Source organism: Leifsonia shinshuensis, from assembly GCF_022606355.1.
Classification (GTDB): domain Bacteria; phylum Actinomycetota; class Actinomycetes; order Actinomycetales; family Microbacteriaceae; genus Leifsonia; species Leifsonia shinshuensis_B.
The window spans coordinates 120,696-137,146 of record NZ_JAHHZQ010000003.1 but is presented as its reverse complement, the minus strand read 5'-3'; the positions used below and the strand labels follow the sequence as shown (position 1 = coordinate 137,146).

Annotated in this window: 16 protein-coding genes; 9 read left to right on the top strand and 7 right to left on the bottom strand. The window is 71.3% G+C overall.

Annotation, left to right across the window (positions count from 1 at the left end):
* Positions 1-26: 26 nt before the first annotated feature.
* The 4 genes from KNO15_RS12200 to KNO15_RS12185 form a co-directional block, all read right to left on the bottom strand.
* On the bottom strand, positions 27-1,067 hold the full coding sequence (locus KNO15_RS12200; RefSeq protein WP_241704010.1) for a Gfo/Idh/MocA family protein: 1,041 nt from the start codon (positions 1,065-1,067) through the stop codon (positions 27-29).
* A gap of 42 nt (positions 1,068-1,109) precedes the next feature.
* A complete protein-coding gene (locus KNO15_RS12195; protein WP_241704009.1) occupies positions 1,110-1,847 on the bottom strand; it encodes a ThuA domain-containing protein in 738 nt (245 codons plus the stop codon).
* A complete protein-coding gene (locus KNO15_RS12190; protein ID WP_241704008.1) occupies positions 1,844-3,001 on the bottom strand; it encodes a Gfo/Idh/MocA family protein in 1,158 nt (385 codons plus the stop codon). Before KNO15_RS12190 ends, KNO15_RS12195 begins: the two co-directional genes overlap by 4 nt.
* A 110-nt stretch (positions 3,002-3,111) precedes the next feature.
* Positions 3,112-4,299, bottom strand: coding sequence for an ROK family transcriptional regulator (locus KNO15_RS12185; RefSeq protein ID WP_241704007.1), 1,188 nt, complete (start codon positions 4,297-4,299; stop codon positions 3,112-3,114).
* Between the two features lie 147 nt (positions 4,300-4,446).
* Here KNO15_RS12185 and KNO15_RS12180 point away from each other — a divergent pair, with 147 nt between their 5' ends.
* From KNO15_RS12180 to KNO15_RS12165, 4 genes are all read left to right on the top strand, one after another.
* Complete coding sequence (locus KNO15_RS12180; RefSeq protein WP_241704006.1) at positions 4,447-5,199, top strand: sugar phosphate isomerase/epimerase family protein; 753 nt, start codon at positions 4,447-4,449, stop codon at positions 5,197-5,199.
* Positions 5,196-6,293, top strand: coding sequence for a Gfo/Idh/MocA family protein (locus KNO15_RS12175; RefSeq protein ID WP_241704005.1), 1,098 nt, complete (start codon positions 5,196-5,198; stop codon positions 6,291-6,293). The genes KNO15_RS12180 and KNO15_RS12175 overlap by 4 nt, the downstream gene beginning before the upstream one ends.
* Positions 6,294-6,355: 62 nt before the next feature.
* Positions 6,356-7,489, top strand: coding sequence for a Gfo/Idh/MocA family protein (locus KNO15_RS12170; RefSeq protein WP_308220438.1), 1,134 nt, complete (start codon positions 6,356-6,358; stop codon positions 7,487-7,489).
* Positions 7,486-8,535, top strand: a complete 1,050-nt coding sequence (locus tag KNO15_RS12165) for a sugar phosphate isomerase/epimerase family protein (protein ID WP_241704004.1) — start codon at positions 7,486-7,488, stop codon at positions 8,533-8,535. Before KNO15_RS12170 ends, KNO15_RS12165 begins: the two co-directional genes overlap by 4 nt.
* A gap of 3 nt (positions 8,536-8,538) precedes the next feature.
* Here KNO15_RS12165 and KNO15_RS12160 read toward each other — a convergent pair whose 3' ends face one another.
* Positions 8,539-9,207 (bottom strand): DedA family protein, encoded by a 669-nt coding sequence (locus KNO15_RS12160; protein ID WP_241704003.1) that lies wholly within the window; start codon positions 9,205-9,207, stop codon positions 8,539-8,541.
* Between the two features lie 52 nt (positions 9,208-9,259).
* Here KNO15_RS12160 and KNO15_RS12155 point away from each other — a divergent pair, with 52 nt between their 5' ends.
* On the top strand, positions 9,260-9,847 hold the full coding sequence (locus KNO15_RS12155) for a pentapeptide repeat-containing protein (RefSeq protein ID WP_241704002.1): 588 nt from the start codon (positions 9,260-9,262) through the stop codon (positions 9,845-9,847).
* A gap of 108 nt (positions 9,848-9,955) precedes the next feature.
* Here KNO15_RS12155 and KNO15_RS12150 read toward each other — a convergent pair whose 3' ends face one another.
* Positions 9,956-10,627, bottom strand: a complete 672-nt coding sequence (locus KNO15_RS12150; protein ID WP_241704001.1) for an ABC transporter ATP-binding protein — start codon at positions 10,625-10,627, stop codon at positions 9,956-9,958.
* A 27-nt stretch (positions 10,628-10,654) separates the two neighbouring features.
* Entirely contained in the window at positions 10,655-12,220 is a 1,566-nt protein-coding gene (locus KNO15_RS12145; protein WP_241704000.1) for an ABC transporter permease, read from the bottom strand.
* A gap of 195 nt (positions 12,221-12,415) precedes the next feature.
* Here KNO15_RS12145 and KNO15_RS12140 point away from each other — a divergent pair, with 195 nt between their 5' ends.
* From KNO15_RS12140 to rplJ, 4 genes are all read left to right on the top strand, one after another.
* A complete protein-coding gene (locus KNO15_RS12140) occupies positions 12,416-13,186 on the top strand; it encodes a response regulator transcription factor (RefSeq protein ID WP_278046533.1) in 771 nt (256 codons plus the stop codon).
* A complete protein-coding gene (locus KNO15_RS12135) occupies positions 13,183-14,883 on the top strand; it encodes a sensor histidine kinase (protein ID WP_241703999.1) in 1,701 nt (566 codons plus the stop codon). The genes KNO15_RS12140 and KNO15_RS12135 overlap by 4 nt, the downstream gene beginning before the upstream one ends.
* Positions 14,880-15,671: an alpha/beta fold hydrolase gene (locus KNO15_RS12130; protein WP_241703998.1), complete on the top strand. Its 792-nt coding sequence runs from the start codon at positions 14,880-14,882 to the stop codon at positions 15,669-15,671. The genes KNO15_RS12135 and KNO15_RS12130 overlap by 4 nt, the downstream gene beginning before the upstream one ends.
* A 237-nt stretch (positions 15,672-15,908) precedes the next feature.
* Positions 15,909-16,424 (top strand): 50S ribosomal protein L10, encoded by a 516-nt coding sequence (rplJ, locus tag KNO15_RS12125; RefSeq protein WP_055917683.1) that lies wholly within the window; start codon positions 15,909-15,911, stop codon positions 16,422-16,424.
* The last annotated feature ends 27 nt before the right edge of the window (positions 16,425-16,451 follow it).

Here is a 16,451-nt window from a genome sequence, read left to right as displayed (position 1 = left end):
CTGCCTCGCGCGGCCGACGTGCGCCGTCAGCCCACGCCCGCGGCGCCGAGCTGACGACGGGCTTCGTCGATGGTGGCCAGGGTGGAGACCGCCTCGTCGAGCGAGTGCAGCGGCGACTCGGTGCGGCCGGCCGCGACATAGCGGGCGAGAGCGGCCGCTTCGTACGACATCCCCTGGCGGTACGGCCGGTTGTACGGGTCCGTCCAGTGCACGACGGCTCCGTCCGATCGGCGGACGCGGATACCGCTCGCCGCCCAGAACGGGCTGTCGGTCTCGATCCGGGCGTCCGACCCCGAGATGGTCGCGAGCGACGGCGTGCCCGCACGCAGGCCCGTGCTGAGGAGGGCCTGGCCTCCATTCGCGGAGGACAGCACGAGGGCGGCCTGCTCGTCGACGCCGGTCGGGGCGAGGGTGCCCGTCGCGATGATGCCGGCGGGCGCGCCGAGCGCGAACGAGGCCCAGGACACCACGTACACGCCGAGGTCGAGAAGGGCGCCGCCCGCGAGAGCCGGATCCCAGAGGCGGCCGGCCGCATCGAACGTCGCCCGGCCTCCGAAGTCGGCCGTGACGACGCGCACCTCGCCGAGGGCGCCGTCGGCCAGAAGCTGACGCGCGATGTCGGTCTGCGGCAGGTAGCGCGTCCACATCGCCTCCATGGCGAAGACTCCGGCCTCCCTGGCGGCGGCGACGATCTGCCTGGCCTGGTCGGCGTCCGCGGCCATCGGCTTCTCGATGAGCACGTGCTTGCCCGCCCGGATGGCCAGGAGCGCGTGCTCGAGGTGCTCGCTGTGCGGTGTTGCGACGTAGACGACGTCCACCTCGGGGTCGCCCACCAGCGCCTCGTAGGACGTGTGCGCCCGCTCGACCCCGTGCGCGGCGGCGAATGCGGCCGCCCGCTCGGCCGAGCGGGAGCCGCAGGCCACCATCCGCTGCCGGGTGTGCGCGTGCAGGGCGTCCGTGAAGTCGCCGGCGATGACGCCTGGCCCGATCACGCCCCAGCGCAGGGGCGGCGCATCGGCCGGGTCGGTGTGGCGGGGAGCGGGGAGGGCGGTGAGGAGGTCGACCATGCGTCCAGTCTGCACCGCCGCCGGCCCGCCCCCGTCACCCGGTCAGACGGGCTGCGGGTTGGAGACCTCCGGGGCCGTCCGCGCACCGGCGACGGGCGCCGCCCAGCGCACGCCGTTGGCCAGCACGCGCCGCACCTGCGGGTGGAAGTAGACCGGGTACTCCTGGTCGCCCGGCGAGAAGTAGAAGATCTTGCCGCGACCGCGTGTGAAGGTCACGCCGGAGCGGAACACCTCTCCGCCGGTGAACGAGCTGATGAAGACCAGGTCGTCCGGGGCCGGGATGTCGAAGAACTCGCCGTACATCTCCTGCGCGTCGATCACGATCGGCTGGTCGACGCCCTGCGCGATCGGGTGCGTCGGGTTCACGTTCCAGACCAGCTCCCGTTCGCCGCCCTCCGGGTTGCGCCAGCGCAGCGAGCACGTGGTGCCGAGCATCCGGATGAAGATCTTCGAGAAGTGGCCGGAGTGCAGCACGATCAGGCCCATCCCGCCCAGCACATGGCGGCGGACGCGCTCGACGACCTCGTCGGAGACCTGGTCGTGGGCGATGTGGCCCCACCAGAGGAGCACGTCCGTCTCGGCGAGCGCCTCCTCGGTGAGCCCGTGCTCCGGGTCGGCGAGGGTCGCCGTGCGCACGGCGGTCTCGTCGCCGAGCAGCTCGGACAGCCCGGCGGCGATCGCGCCGTGGATGCCGTCGGGGTAGATCGCGGCGATCTCGGGCTGAGTGGTCTCGTGGACGCCTTCGTTCCACACGGTCACGCGCAGTGCGGTCATGGTCATGCCTCCGTGGTCTCTGTGCTGCTGTCCGTGGTCGGGGTGTCCGCCCCCGCGTCGTCGAGGCCGTTGGTGGCCGGGCTCAGCCGCACCTCGGCACCGCGGCGCGCCGACTCGTAGGCCGCGTCGATGACGCGCGCCCGGTCGAGCGCGAGCGAGCCGTCCCAGCGCGCCCAGTTGGCCTCGTCGGCGACGTGCTCGAGGAAGGTCTCGACGACCGCGAGATGACCGCGTCCCGCGTCGGCGGTCACCGCGATGTCCTCCACCTCTTCGCCCTCGCCGGTGAAGATCGTGAGCTCGCCGGCCGGAGCGTAGTCGACGACCCGGAGGTCGGCGCCGCCCTCGGTGCCGTAGAGGGTGATCCCGAACTCGTCGCCCGCCGGCCGGTAGGCCGCCCAGCTGGTCTCGAGCACGATCGAGCCGCCTCCCTCGAGCCGCAGGAGCATGCTGGCGAGGTCCTCCACCTCGTACGCGGACCCGACGTGCTGCTTGTCGCTCTTCGCGCCGCCGCGCCCGCGCACCCCGAGCTCGGAGTGGGTGACGGCCGAGACCGCCGTGACGCGCGGCTCGCCGAACAGGTGCAGGGCGTAGTCGAGCACGTGCACGCCGATGTCGATCAGCGGGCCGCCTCCCGCCATCTCGCGGTTGGTGAACCAGCTGCCGAGCGCGGGGATGCCCGCGCGACGCAGCCAGGTCGCCCTGGCGTGGTACGGCCGCCCGATCTGGCCGGCGTCGATGGCCGCCTTGAGCGCCTCGATGTCGCCACGGCGGCGGTGGTTGAAGGCGACCTCCAGCACGCGGCCGGAGCGGTGGGCGGCGTCGACCATCGTCTGCGCCTCCGCGGCGGTGCGGGCGATCGGCTTCTCGCTCAGCACGTGGATGCCGGCCTCGAGCGCGCCGACGGTGATGGGAGCGTGCAGGAAGGTCGGGACGGCGACACTGACGACGTCGAGGTCGCCGTCGGCGACCAGGTCGCGCCAGTCGCTGTACCGGCGCGCGACGCCGTACTTCTCGCCGAGCTCGGCGCGGGGGCCGTCTTCCATGCCGGCGATCGCGACGAGCTCCACTCCGGGGAGCGAGGCGTAGGCGTCCATGTGCTGCTGGCCGGCCCAGCCGAGGCCGACGACTCCGGCGCGGAGGGTCTTGGATTCGGTGGTCACTGCTGTCCTTTCGAGGGGTGGTGCTGGGGTGGTCCGGGCGGGTGGTGGATGGTCGAAGCGGAGGATCGAATCGATTCGATGATGGCGGCTCGAGCGGCGGCGGGAGCCCGTCAGTGGGGGAGGGGCCGGGAGGCAATTCCCGGGCCGAGGGTGTGCTGGATGACCATGATGGCCGCGCCGATGGCGCCTCCGGTCTCGCCGGAGCGGGACTCGGTGATGGTCAGGTGCTGGGTGGCGAGCGGCGTCGAGCGCTGGTAGACGACCTCCCGCACTCCGGCGAGCAGCTGCTCGCCGACCCGGGACAGACTGCCGCCGACGACGACGAGAGACGGGTTGAGCATGTTGACGCAGGTGGCGACGACCTCGCCGAGGTCGCGGCCCGCCTGGCGGATCGCCTGGAGGACCTCGGGATTGCCCGTGCGGGCGAGGGCGACCACGTCGTCGCTGGTCTCGGCGGGGATGCCGGCCGCGGTGAGCGCGCGGGCGATCGCCGGCCCGCTGGCGAGCGCCTCCAGGTCGGCGTCGCGGGCCCCGTGGCTCGGCGTCTCGCTGGAGAACGGCACGCGCACGTGGCCCAGGTCGCCCGCCGAGCCCTGGGCGCCGCGCTGGAGCCGGCCTCCGCTGATGATGCCGGCACCGATGCCGGTCGCGACCTTGACGAACAGGAGGTCGGATCGGTCGGGCCAGGCGAGGGCGTGCTCGCCGAGCGCGAGGAGGTTCACGTCGTTGTCCACGAGGACGGGGACGTCGAAGACGCGCCGCGCATAGGCCGGGATGTCGAAGCGGTCCCAGCCGGGCATGATCGGCGGGTTGGCCGGGAGCCCGGTCGAGTGCTCCACCGGTCCGGGAACGCCGATGCCGACGCCGACCAGGTCGGCGAGCGGGCGTCCGGTCGCGGCGAACAGACGCTGGGCGGCCTCCAGTGCCCAGTCGAGCACCGGCTCGGGGCCGTCGGCGATGAGCAGGCGCCGGGACTCGCTGGTCGTGATCGTGCCGGCCAGGTCGGCCAAAGCGACCACGCCGTGGGTCGCGCCGAGGTCGATGGCGACGACCACGCGGGAGTCGGGGTTGAACCGGATGCGCGCGGGAGGGCGGCCTCCCGTCGAGACGTCGTCGCCCGCGGGCGCCACCAGGCCGGCGGCGGTCAGGGTGTCGATGCGCACCGCGACGGTCGATCGGGCAAGGCCCGTGATCTCGGCCAGCTGCGCACGGGTGCGCGGCACGCCGTCGCGCAGGATCGCCAGGAGGTCCGAGGCGTCCGCAGCGACGATGCCGGGCTCCCGGACGCTGTCGGTCATGCACGTATTGAACCACACCGATCTCCGGCGGTCCAAAGGTCGACGACGACACGTCGACTTTTGATTGACTTTCGACAGAAGTGGCGATTGAATGAGGACGGACGCCGGATCGCGCGCCCCATCCCCATCTTTCGACCGAGGAGAACAGTGTCGAACTCAAACCTCTCCGTGCAGCTCTACACGGTCCGTGAGCTCCTGACCGAGGACACGGTCGGGACCCTCCGCCGGATCGCCGAGATCGGATTCACCCAGGTCGAGCCGTTCGGCCTCCTCGACTTCGCCGACGGCCTGCGTCAGGGCCTCGCCGAGACCGGCCTGACCGCGCCGACCACCCACCAGGGCTTCATCGGCCGCGACGACGAGGCACTCGACACGGTGTTCGCCATCGCCGCCGAGCTCGGCGTCCAGACCGTCATCGACCCGTATGTGGCCGTCGAGCGCTGGCAGACCGCCGCCGACGTCGAGGAGATCGCCGCGCAGCTCAACGCCGCCGCCACGGTCGCCGCGAAGCACGGCGTCCGTGTCGGCTACCACAACCATGCCCACGAGGTCGAGAGCACCATCGAGGGCGTCACCGCGCTGGAGTACTTCGCCGGCAAGCTCGCCCCGGAGGTCGTGCTCGAGGTCGACACCTACTGGGTCGTCGTCGGCGGCCAGAACCCCGTCGACCTGCTCCCGAAGCTCGGCGACCGCGTCGTCGCCCTGCACGTGAAGGACGGCGCGGGCACGACGGAGACCAAGGATCAGGTCGCGGTCGGCCAGGGCACGCTGCCCATCGCCGAGATCATCGCGGCCGCGCCGAACGCCCTCCGCGTGATCGAGCTCGACGACTCCCGCGGCGACCGCTTCCAGGCCGTCGCCGACAGCTACGCCTACCTCACCGCCGAGGCCTTCGCGTGACCGGCGGAAAGGTCGGCGTCGGCCTCATCGGCGCCGGCGTCATCAGCAACCAGTACCTCGAGAACCTCACCGCGTTCCCCGACCTCGATGTGCGCTTCGTCGCCGACATCGACCTGGAGCGTGCGAAGGCGCAGGCCGACGCGTACGGCGTGCCCGGCTCCGGCACGGTCGAGGAGCTCCTCGCCGACGATGCGATCGAGATCGTCGTCAACCTCACCATCCCCAAGGTGCACGTCGAGGTCGCGCTGCAGGCGCTCGCCGCAGGCAAGCACGTGTGGAGCGAGAAGCCGTTCGCGCTCGACCGCGCCAGCGGCGTGCAGCTGCTGGAGGCCGCGCACGAGAAGGGCCTGCGGGTCGCCACGGCGCCCGACACCTTCCTCGGCGCCGGCATCCAGTCGGCCCGCCGCCTGGTCGAGAGCGGCGCCATCGGTGCACCGCTGACCGCGCTGACCCTGCTGCAGAGCCCCGGCCCCGAGTCGTGGCACCCGAACCCGGACTTCCTGTTCCAGGAGGGCGCGGGCCCGCTGTTCGACATCGGCCCCTACTACCTTACGGCCCTGGTGCAGCTGTTCGGACCGGTCAAGCGCGTGAGCGCCGTCGCCTCCAAGGCCAAGGAGTCGCGCGTGATCGGCTCCGGTCCTCGTGCCGGGGAGTCGTTCGCCGTCACCGTGCCGACGCACGTCAGCGCGCTCTACGAGTTCGAGAGCGGCCAGACCGCGCAGTCGATCTTCAGTTTTGACTCCAAGCTCGGCCGCACCCAGTTCGAGGTCGCCGGGCTCGAGGCGACGCTCGTCGTGCCCGACCCCAACACGTTCGAGGGCGAGCTGCTGGTGCACGGGTCAGACGGCGTCGAGACGCTGCCGTCGACCGGGACGACCAGCACGCGCGGCATCGGCGTGGTCGAGCTCGCCCGCGCCATCCGCGCCGGCGTGCCGGAGCGCGCGTCGGGGGAGCAGGCCTTCCACGTGCTCGACGTGATGGTGGCGACGATCGAGGCCGGCGAGTCCGGCGTCCCCGTCGAGGTGAAGAGCACCCTCCAGGTCGCTCCCGCCCTCCCGGAGGACTGGGACCCCCGCGCGTCCACCCTGGCCTGACGGCCGGCGCGTGACGCGTGGCGCCTGGCGCGGAGACCATGACGGACGACGAACGGAGAAGTGTGAGCGACAGTGAGTCGGGCGGGTTGAGCCGACGGGACGAGAGCACAGCGGGATCGCGGCTGCGCGTCGCGATCGTCGGCGGCGGATTCATGGCGGAGGTGCACTCACGCGCCGCACGCGCCGCGCGCGCCGAACCGGCGGGCATCGTCTCGTCGACGCCCGAGCGCTCGGCCGCGGCGGCCGAGCGCCTCGGCATCGGCCGCGCCTACGACTCGCTCGAGCACCTGCTCGACGACGACTCGATCGACGTCGTGCACGTCACGACGCCGAACGCGCTGCACGCGTCACAGGCGGCTGCGGTGCTCGCCTCCGGCAAGGACGTCGTCTGCGAGAAGCCGCTGGCGACCACGGTGGTCGACGCGGAGGCGCTGGTCTCCGCGGCGGCCGGACGCACCGCGACGGTCCCGTTCGTGTACCGGTTCCACCCGCTGGTGCGGGAGGCGCGGGCGCGGTTCGCCTCCGGCGCCGCCGGTCAGGTGCTCACCGTCAACGCCTCCTATCTGCAGGACTGGCTGCTCGCCGCCGGCGACGACAACTGGCGCGTCGACTCCGAGCAGGGCGGGCGTTCGCGTGCCTTCGCGGACATCGGCTCGCATCTCGTCGACCTCGTCGAGTTCGTCAGCGGCGACCGGGTCGCACGCCTGTCGGCGAAGAAGCGCACCGTCTTCGCCGAGCGAGCGGCGCACGCCGGCATCACCACGGAGGACGCAGCGGCCGTCGTCATCGAGACCGCGTCCGGCGCCATCGGCACGCTTCTCGTGTCGCAGGTGGCGCCCGGCCGCAAGAACCGGCTGTGGCTGGAGATCGCGGGCAGCGCCGAGAGCGTCGCGTTCGACCAGGAGCAGCCGGAGACGCTGTGGGTCGGCCGGCGCTCGGGCAGCCTCCTGGTTCCCCGCGACGCCGACCAGCTGAGTGCGGACGCCGCACGACTGTGCGTGGTGCCGTCAGGTCACCCCCAGGGCTACCAGGACGCGTTCAACGCGTTCGTAGCCGACAGCTATGCCGCGGTCGCGGGCGAGAGCCCCGACGGACTGCCGCGCTTCGAGGACGGCCTGCGGGCCGTCCGGATCACCGACGCCGTGATCGACTCGGCCGAGTCGGGCACCTGGATCGAGATGGGAACACACGAATGACTGACGCCGTCAGCACCGACACCTCCGCCGAGGCGGGTCGCACGCACCCGGTCACGCTCTTCACCGGCCAGTGGGCCGACCTGACGCTCGAGGAGGTGGCGAAGCACGCCTCCGAGTGGGGCTACGACGGCCTGGAGATCGCCTGCTCGGGCGAGCACCTCGACGTCTGGCGCGCCGCAGAAGACGACGCCTACCTCCAGGGCCGCCTGGACATCCTCGACAGGTACGGCCTGAAGGTCTGGGCGATCTCCAACCACCTCAAGGGCCAGGCCGTCTGCGACGACCCGATCGACTTCCGCCACCAGGCGATCGTCGGCTCGAAGGTGTGGGGCGACGGCGATCCGGAGGGCGTTCGCCAGCGCGCCGCCGAAGAGCTGAAGCTGACCGCGAAGGTCGCCCGCAGGCTCGGCGTCGACACCGTCGTGGGCTTCACCGGCTCCAGCATCTGGCCGTACGTGGCGCAGTTCCCGCCGGTGCCGGCCTCCGTCATCGACGCCGGCTACCAGGACTTCGCCGACCGCTGGAACCCGATCCTCGACGTGTTCGACGGCGAGGGGGTGCGGTTCGCGCACGAGGTGCACCCCTCTGAGATCGCGTACGACTACTGGACGAGCGTCCGCTCGCTGGAGGCCATCGACCACCGCGAGGCGTTCGGCTTCAACTGGGACCCGTCGCACATGATGTGGCAGGACATCGACCCGGTCGGCTTCATCGTCGACTTCCAGGACCGCATCTACCACGTCGACTGCAAGGACACGCGCCTGCGCCCGAAGAACGGCCGCGCCGGCGTGCTCGGCTCGCACCTGCCGTGGGGCGACCCGCGCCGCGGCTGGGACTTCGTCTCCACCGGGCACGGGGACGTGCCCTGGGAGGACTCGTTCCGGGCGCTGGAGTCGATCGGCTACACCGGCCCGATCTCCATCGAGTGGGAGGACGCCGGCATGGACCGCCTGCACGGCGCAGCGGAAGCCGTGGGCTACATCCGCTCGCTGCTCTGGAAGCTCCCCACCGCATCCTTCGACGCGGCCTTCAGCAACCAGGACTGAACGTCAGAGAGCCGGCCGGTGCCCGTCGCCGGTCGGCTCGACGCTGCCGGTCGCCGGTCGGAGCCGTGACCGTCTGTCGAGCACGTAGGCGCGGATCCCGGCCGCGATCGAGGCCAGGATGACGACCCCGGCCACGACGTACGCGACCGGCCGGACGCTCGGGTTCACCGCCGCGAAGTACCCGATGACGGTGATGAGGACGCCCCAGCTGAGCGCGCCGACCACATTCGCGGTGAAGAACCGCCAATACTTCATGGCGCTGATGCCGGCGATCGGCGGGATGAAGACGCGGCCCCACGGGATGTAGCGGCTGATCACGACAGACCACCAGCCGAACAGCTCGTAGAACCGCTCGGCCCTGCGCACGCCGGCCTGCACCCAGCGGCCGCCACGCCGTGCCAGGTACGGCCGACCCAGCCGGCGGCCGAGCCAGAAGCCGACCTGGTCGCCCAGGACGGCCGCGATGCCGACACCGATCGCGAGCACCCAGATCGAGAGCTCGGAGTGGGTGCCGGTGAGCAGGCCGGCAGCGAACAGCAGCGAGTCGCCGGTGATGAACGGGATGAAGACGCCGACGAACAGCGCCGTGCCGGCGAAGACGAGACCCCACACCGCCAGGTAGAAGACGATCGGGCCCACGTCTCCGAGCAGGTCCGTGAGGTCGTGGGTCATGCTCCGAGGGTATCGGGCGAGATGTGTCGCACCGGCCTATTAGGCTCGCCGGGTGGAGACTATCCGGGGCGAGGACTGGTACGGACGCGACATCGACGGCGTGGTGTTCGACGGGACGGAGTTCATCGACGTCGACATGACGGAGCTGCGCTCGACGGGCGCCACCTTCACCGGCTGCACGTTCCGCAGCGTGCGATTCAACGTCGGCGAGCACACCGACAGCGCGTTCGTGAACTGCACGTTCATCGGGTGCAACTTCTTCGACGCGACGTTCCGGCGCTGCAAGCTCACCGGAAGCAGCTTCAACGGCTGCGACTTCGCCCTGCTGAAGGTGGAGGGCGGCAACTGGTCGTTCGTCGACCTCGGCCGCGCCGAGCTGCGCGGAGCGGAGTTCAGCGGCGTCAAGCTGCGGGAGGCCGACCTCGGCCGCGCGCACTGTCAGGAGGCCGTGTTCTCGGGCTGCGACCTGTCGGCGGCGGTGCTCGCCGGCGCCGACTTCTCCGCGTCGAGCCTGGTCGGCAGCGACCTCACCGGCGTCGATCCTGCAGAGGTCGGCCTGCGCGGCGCCACCATCGATGTGCGCCAGGCCACGATGCTCGCGGAGGCCGCCGGGATGACCGTGGTGCCGACACCGGCCTGACCGGCACGTCGACCCATCCGGAGTCCGCCCGCGACGCGCAGACGACGGCGCCCGCCCCCGGTGTCGCGGGAGCGGGCGCCGACAATATCACGGCTACAGGGGTCGCGGTCAGGCGACCTCCTTCACCTGGCCGTGCTTGATGTGGAGGCGGCGCTGGGCGCGCTTGGCCACGGCGGTGTCGTGGGTCACGACGATGACGGTGAGGCCGCGGTCGCGCCAGAGGCCCTCGAGGAGGTCCATGATCTCGTCGCGGGTCTCCTCGTCGAGGTTGCCCGTCGGCTCGTCGGCGAGCAGCACATCCGGGTTCTTGACCAGGGCCCGGGCGATCGCGACGCGCTGCTGCTGGCCTCCCGACAGTTCTGACGGGAGGTGGCTGCCGCGGTCGGCCAGACCGACGGAGGCCAGCGCCTCCGCGGCCCGGCGCTTGCGCTCCTCCGCGCTCACCTTCAGCGGGGCGAGAGCGGTCTCCACGTTCTCCTGGGCGGTGAGGGTCGGGATCAGGTTGAAACCCTGGAAGACGAACCCGATCTCGTTCGCTCGGATGTCGGTCAGCTTGCCGTCGCCGAGCTTGGACAGGCTCGCCGGCCCCAGCTCCACCGACCCCGAGGTGGGGCGGTCGAGCGCGCCGAGCATCTGCAGCAGCGTCGACTTGCCGCCGCCCGTCGGCCCCTGGATGGCGACGAGCTGGCCGTCGGGGATCTCCAGGGTGACGTCGTTGAGGGCGACGACCTCGCGCTTGGACTGGGTGTACTTCTTGGTGACGTTCGTGAGGGTGTACACGATGGCTCCTTCTGGTCGTCTCGGCGCTCAGGCGACCGAGCGCAGGGCGGCGGCGGGACGGAGACGGGAGGCGCGCCACCCGCCGATCGCACCGGCGATCAGTCCGCCGAGGATGGCGAGGGCGACCGCGCCGACGATGATCCACACGGTCACCGGGGCGTGCAGTGCGATGTCGGCCGTGGTGCTGGCGGCCGCCCGGCGGGCGCCGGCGAACGCGCCGTTGCCTCCTGAGAAGCCACCGCCTCCGCCGAAGCCTCCACCGCCTCCGGCCCCGGTGCCCCCGGTGCCCGCGCCCCCGGCGGCGCCGGCCCGACCGGCAGCATCGGCGAAGCCGGAGCCGATGCTGCCGGTCAGAGTCGGGGAGATCACGTTGACGACGAACACGCCGATCAGGCCCACCGCGACGCCGATGACGCCGCCGATGAGGCCCTGCACGATCGACTCGCCGGCGACCTGGCCGGTGATGCGGCGGTTCGACCAGCCGATCGCCTTCAGGGTGCCGAACTCGCGAGTGCGGCGGGTGACACCGGAGATGGTGAACAGGATGGCGATGAGGAACGCCGCCGCGAGCACGATCGCCGACAGCCAGGTGCCGAGGTTCGCGATCAGCTGGCCGGCGCTTCCGAGCGACCCGGACACGCTGGAGGCCAGGTCGGCCTGCGTGCTGACGGTCGCGCCGGGCAGCGCCTTGGTGAGGTCGGTCTTGATCTGGTCGATGTCGCTGGACGACGCGGCCGTGATGTAGACCGAGGAGATCTTGGCGGTCTGACCCGACAGGGTCTGCGCGACGTCCAGAGGGATGTACGCGTTCGACGCCGTCGTGGAGTCGGCGCCGGTCGCCTGGACGATCCCGATGACCTTGAACGCGGTTCCGCCGATCGTGACGGTGTCGCCGACGGCCTTGCTCGCGCTCTTCGCGTAAGCGGCGTCGAGGACGACGACGTCGGCGCCCTTGTCGGAGGCAGTGAACGTGCGTCCGCTCGACAGCGTCACCGACGACAGCGGTCCGACGGACTTGCCCGCCGGGTCGAGACCCATCACCGAGAAGGAGTCGACGGAGAACGAGCTGCCGCCGGCGCCGTCGGCTCCGCCGGTGGGCGGGGGAGTGGTGGCGGACTGGCCGCCCGCCTGGCGCTGCTCGCGCAGCTGCTGGAAGTTGGGGAGGGTGCCGCTGAAGCTGGTGTTGGTCAGCGTGAGGACCGCGGCCGCGGCCTGCACGTTGGCGACCTTCTTGGCGGTGGTCAGCGTGGACGCGTCCATCACCGTGGCGCCGCGGGTGGGCTCCAGGCGGGAGGTGTTGATCTGGCGGCCGGAGCCGGTGTCGGTCCCCGCGCCCGCGCCGAAGTCGAAGCGGGGGCCGCCGCCCTGCGCCTGCTGGGTCGTCGCGTTCTGCGCGGTCGCGGGCTGCGAGACGGTGATGTCGGTCCCGACCCCGTAGACGGACTGCAACACGCTGGCCTGCGCGTCCTTGACGCCGGCGGAGACGGCATTGACGATGATGACGAGCGCGATCGCGAGGGCCATGCCGATCGCGATGATGACCGTCTGCTTGCGGCGATTGAGGAGCTCGCGCCGCAGATATGTCCCGAACATTGGCTTCCATATCTCTGGGTCGGATTGAGTGAGTCAACGGGAACGTAGGGTCGTCGGATTGCGGGTCTCTATGGCGAGGCTATGGATTCGCCCTGTACTCGGCTGAAGAAGCCCACACGCACCGCGGGCGATAGGCGCATCCCTCTCAGACGCTCCATAGGTTTCACAAAGTCACCGTCAAGTCCACTCCTCATAATGGGAAAGGTGACCATCAACGCCCGTGCCGCCTCCGGCCCCTCCAGCCAACCCCGTACCCTCCTGCGCCGCGCCGACGGCAGCTCGATCCGCGTGCTCGTCGTCGACGACGAGGCGACGCTGACCGACCTGCTCGCCATGGCGCTGCACTACGAGGACTGGGAGGTCAAGACGGCCTCGAACGGGCAGCAGGCATTGCAGCTGTCGCGCGAGTTCAAGCCGGACGTGGTGGTGCTCGACATCATGCTCCCCGACATCGACGGCCTCCAGGTCCTGTCGCGGATGCGAGCGGACGGCAACGAGGCGCCCGTGCTGTTCCTGACGGCGAAGGACTCCCTCGACGACCGCATCGCCGGTCTCACCGCGGGCGGCGACGACTATGTCACCAAGCCGTTCAGCCTGGAGGAGCTGGTCGCCCGGCTCCGCGGCCTGCTGCGCCGGTCACGCGCGGCCGTCGCCGACCAGGACGACCCCGTGCTCATCGTCGGCGATCTGGTCCTCGACGAGGACAGCTACGAGGTGCACCGCGACGGCCACCCGATCCAGCTGACCGCGACCGAGTTCGAGCTGCTCCGCTTCCTGATGCGCAACCCGCGCCGGGTGCTCAGCAAGGCGCAGATCCTCGACCGGGTGTGGTCCTACGACTTCGGTGGATCCTCCAGCGTCGTCGAGCTGTACATCTCGTACCTGCGCAAGAAGATCGATGCGGGTCGCCCTCCGATGATCCACACGGTCCGCGGCGCCGGCTACATGGTGAAGGCCGCGCAATGACCGCTGCCCGCACTGCGGGCGCCCCGACCCCCGGCCGTGAGCGCGCCCGGCGCTTCGGTCTCCGTCCGTTGCGGACCTGGACGCTGCGCAGCCGTGTCGTGCTGGTCGTGGTGGCGATGCTCGCGGTGCTCGGCGCCGTGATCGGGACCGTCAGTGTGCTCGTGCTGCAGAGCTACCTGATGGAGCGGCTGGATCAGCAGCTGACGAGCGCGCTGTCGCGCGGGCAGCACGCGGCCGATCGGATCAACGCCGGAGGCCCGACGGTCCCGCAGGCGCAGGACGTCGTCCAGACGCCCGGCCAGCCGACCGGAACGCTCGGCGCGGTGCGCAGCTCCAGCGGCGGCCTGCTGTTCACGCCGGTCGTCCTCTCGAACCGGCCGACGGCGCCGACGGCCGACCAACCGCTCGGCCCCCAGCAGGTGGCCATCAACCCGCTCCCGCTGCTCACGGTGCCCGCCGACCAGACTCCGCGCACGGTGGACCTCGGGTCGGCGCTCGGCTCGTATCGGATCGCCGCCGCGCAGCTCGACAACGGCGACAGCGTCATCATCGGGCTGCCGCTCAGCGAGGTGAACGCGACCGTGCAACAGCTGACGCTGGTCGTCGTGCTGGTGACCCTCGCCGGGCTGATCTTCGCGTTCCTGATCGCCAGCTTCGTGGTCCGCCTGGCGATGAAGCCGCTCGTGCGTGTCGCGTCCACGGCCGAGCAGGTGGCCCACATGCCGCTGGATCGCGGCGATGTCGCGCTCTCGGTGCGCGTTCCCGAGGGCGACACCGACCCGCACACGGAGGTGGGCAAGGTGGGCTCGGCGCTCAACCGGATGCTCGGCCACGTCGCATCGGCGCTGACCGCTCGCCAGGCGAGCGAGCAGAAGGTGCGGCAGTTCGTCGCCGACGCCAGCCACGAGCTCCGCACCCCGCTCGCCTCGATCCGCGGTTACGCCGAGCTCACCCGGCGCTCGCCGCACGAGCTGCCGGAGGACATCACCCGCTCGATCGGCCGCATCGAGTCTGAGGCCACCCGGATGACCTCCCTGGTGGAGGACCTCCTGCTGCTCGCCCGGCTCGACGAGGGCCGCGAGCTCGACCACGATCCCGTCGACCTCTCGCTCCTGCTGATCGACGCTCTCAGCGACGCGCACGCGGCCGGTCCCGACCACAGGTGGAGCATCGAGCTGCCCGAGGAGCCGGTGGAGGTGCCGGGAGACGCCCCGCGCCTGCATCAGGTGGTCATGAACCTGCTCGCCAACGCGCGCGTCCACACGCCGGAGGGAACGAAGGTCGTGGCGACGCTGGCCGTGGACGATGCGGCACGGGAAGCCGTCGTGACGGTCTCCGACGACGGCCCCGGCATCCCGGAGGAGCTCCAGTCGACGCTGTTCGAGCGGTTCGCGCGCGGCGACAGCAGCCGCAACCGCGCCACCGGTTCGACCGGACTCGGTCTGGCGATCGTGCACGCGGTGGTCGAGGCGCACGGCGGCACGGTCGCCGTGGTCAGCGAGCCGGGCTCGACGGTGTTCACGGTGCGGCTGCCGCTCGCCTGGGAGCCGCCTCAGCAGACGCCGGGCGGCTCGGAGGTGCCCGTCCAGGCCTCCGACGCCACCTCGGACAGCTCCGACACCCCTGGCACCCCCGAGGCCGCCGGGGCCCGGCCCGACGCCGGCCCCGCAGCGACGCACGGAGCCGTCCGGGAGTGACCGCGACCCTGCTGCCGACCGTCGCGTACGGCGATCGCTCCGCTCCTCCGCTGATCCTGCTGCGCGGGCTGCCGTCCGAGCCAGGGCGCGCCCGGGGTCTCGACGCCCTCACCGAGCGCTGGATCGTCGGAGGTCCGGCCCGGTCGCATCGTGTGCACGCCGTCGGCCGCCCCACGCGACTCGATCGGGGCGCGACGATGGCCGAGATCGCCGGACTCTACGCCGATGTGCTGCGACGGCGGTTCGGCGCCCCCGCTGCGATCATGGGCGTGTCGACGGGAGCAAGCATCGCCCTCCAGCTCGCGACCGACCATCCCGATCTGGTCGGCTCCCTGGTGGTCGCGGCGGGCGCGGCGGCGCTCGGAACGGCGGGCCGGGGCGTCCAGCGTCGCTACGCCCACCTCCTCGCCCACGACGAGCAGGCGGCAGCGAGCGAGCTGGCCGTCGCGACGATGGACTCCGCACTGCTCGCCCCGGTCGTCCGGCTCGCGACGCGGCTGCTGCCGGGGCCCGCCGACCCTGCCGGCCTCCGGGTGCTCGTGGAGGCCGAGGACGCCTACGACGTGCGCGACAGGCTCTCCCGGGTGGCCGCGCCCGTTCTGGTCGTCTCGGGAGGGCGCGACGTGTTCTATCCGCTCGAGCTCGCGACCGAGACGGTGCGGCGCCTGCCGCGTGCGACGCACGTCGTCTATCCCCACCGGTCGCACGCGGGCGTGCCGCTGCATCCGCGATTCGGCCGGGATGTCGGAGACTTCCTGCGCGCGCAGGTGCCGGACCGCCGCGACTGAAGCCCCGATTTGCATGCCCAGGGACGATCCCGTACCCTGGACGGAGCCAAAGACCGCTGGTCGACGTGCATGCACGTCCGAAGTTCCACTCAGGTGGAGGCCCGCGCAGGTGTGAAGCACTTCCCGCAGTTCTCTGCGATGACGAGCTCCGTGCCCTGCGCCGGAGCTTTTTTCTTTGCCCGCGGTCGAGGCGCACGCCGCTTCCGCGGTGTGCGAGAAGACAACCGAGGAGTAGCCATGGCGAACAAGGAAGCCACGGTCGCCGAGCTCGAAGGACTGTTCGAGAGCTCGACCGCCGTTCTGCTGACCGAGTACCGCGGTCTCACTGTTGCTCAGCTCAAGACGCTGCGCAAGTCCATCAGTGAGCACGCGACGTACGCCGTGGTGAAGAACACGCTGACCAAGATCGCGGCCAACAACCAGGGCATCTCGTCGTTCGACGACGAGCTGGTCGGGCCGTCCGCGATCGCGTTCGTGCACGGCGACCCCGTCGCCGTCGCGAAGGCTCTGCGTGACTTCACCAAGGCAAACCCTCTGCTGGTGGTCAAGGGCGGTTACTTCGACGGTAACCCGCTGACCGCAGAAGAGGTAGGCAAGCTCGCCGACCTCGAGTCCCGTGAGGTTCTGCTGGCCAAGCTGGCCGGCGCCTTCAAGGCCTCGCTGTTCGGAGCCGCATATCTGTTCAACGCACCGCTGTCGAAGGCCGTTCGCACGGTCGACGCGCTGCGTGAGAAGCAGGAGTCCGCTGCCTAAGTCCTCCGGGGCTTATAAGCGGTGAGT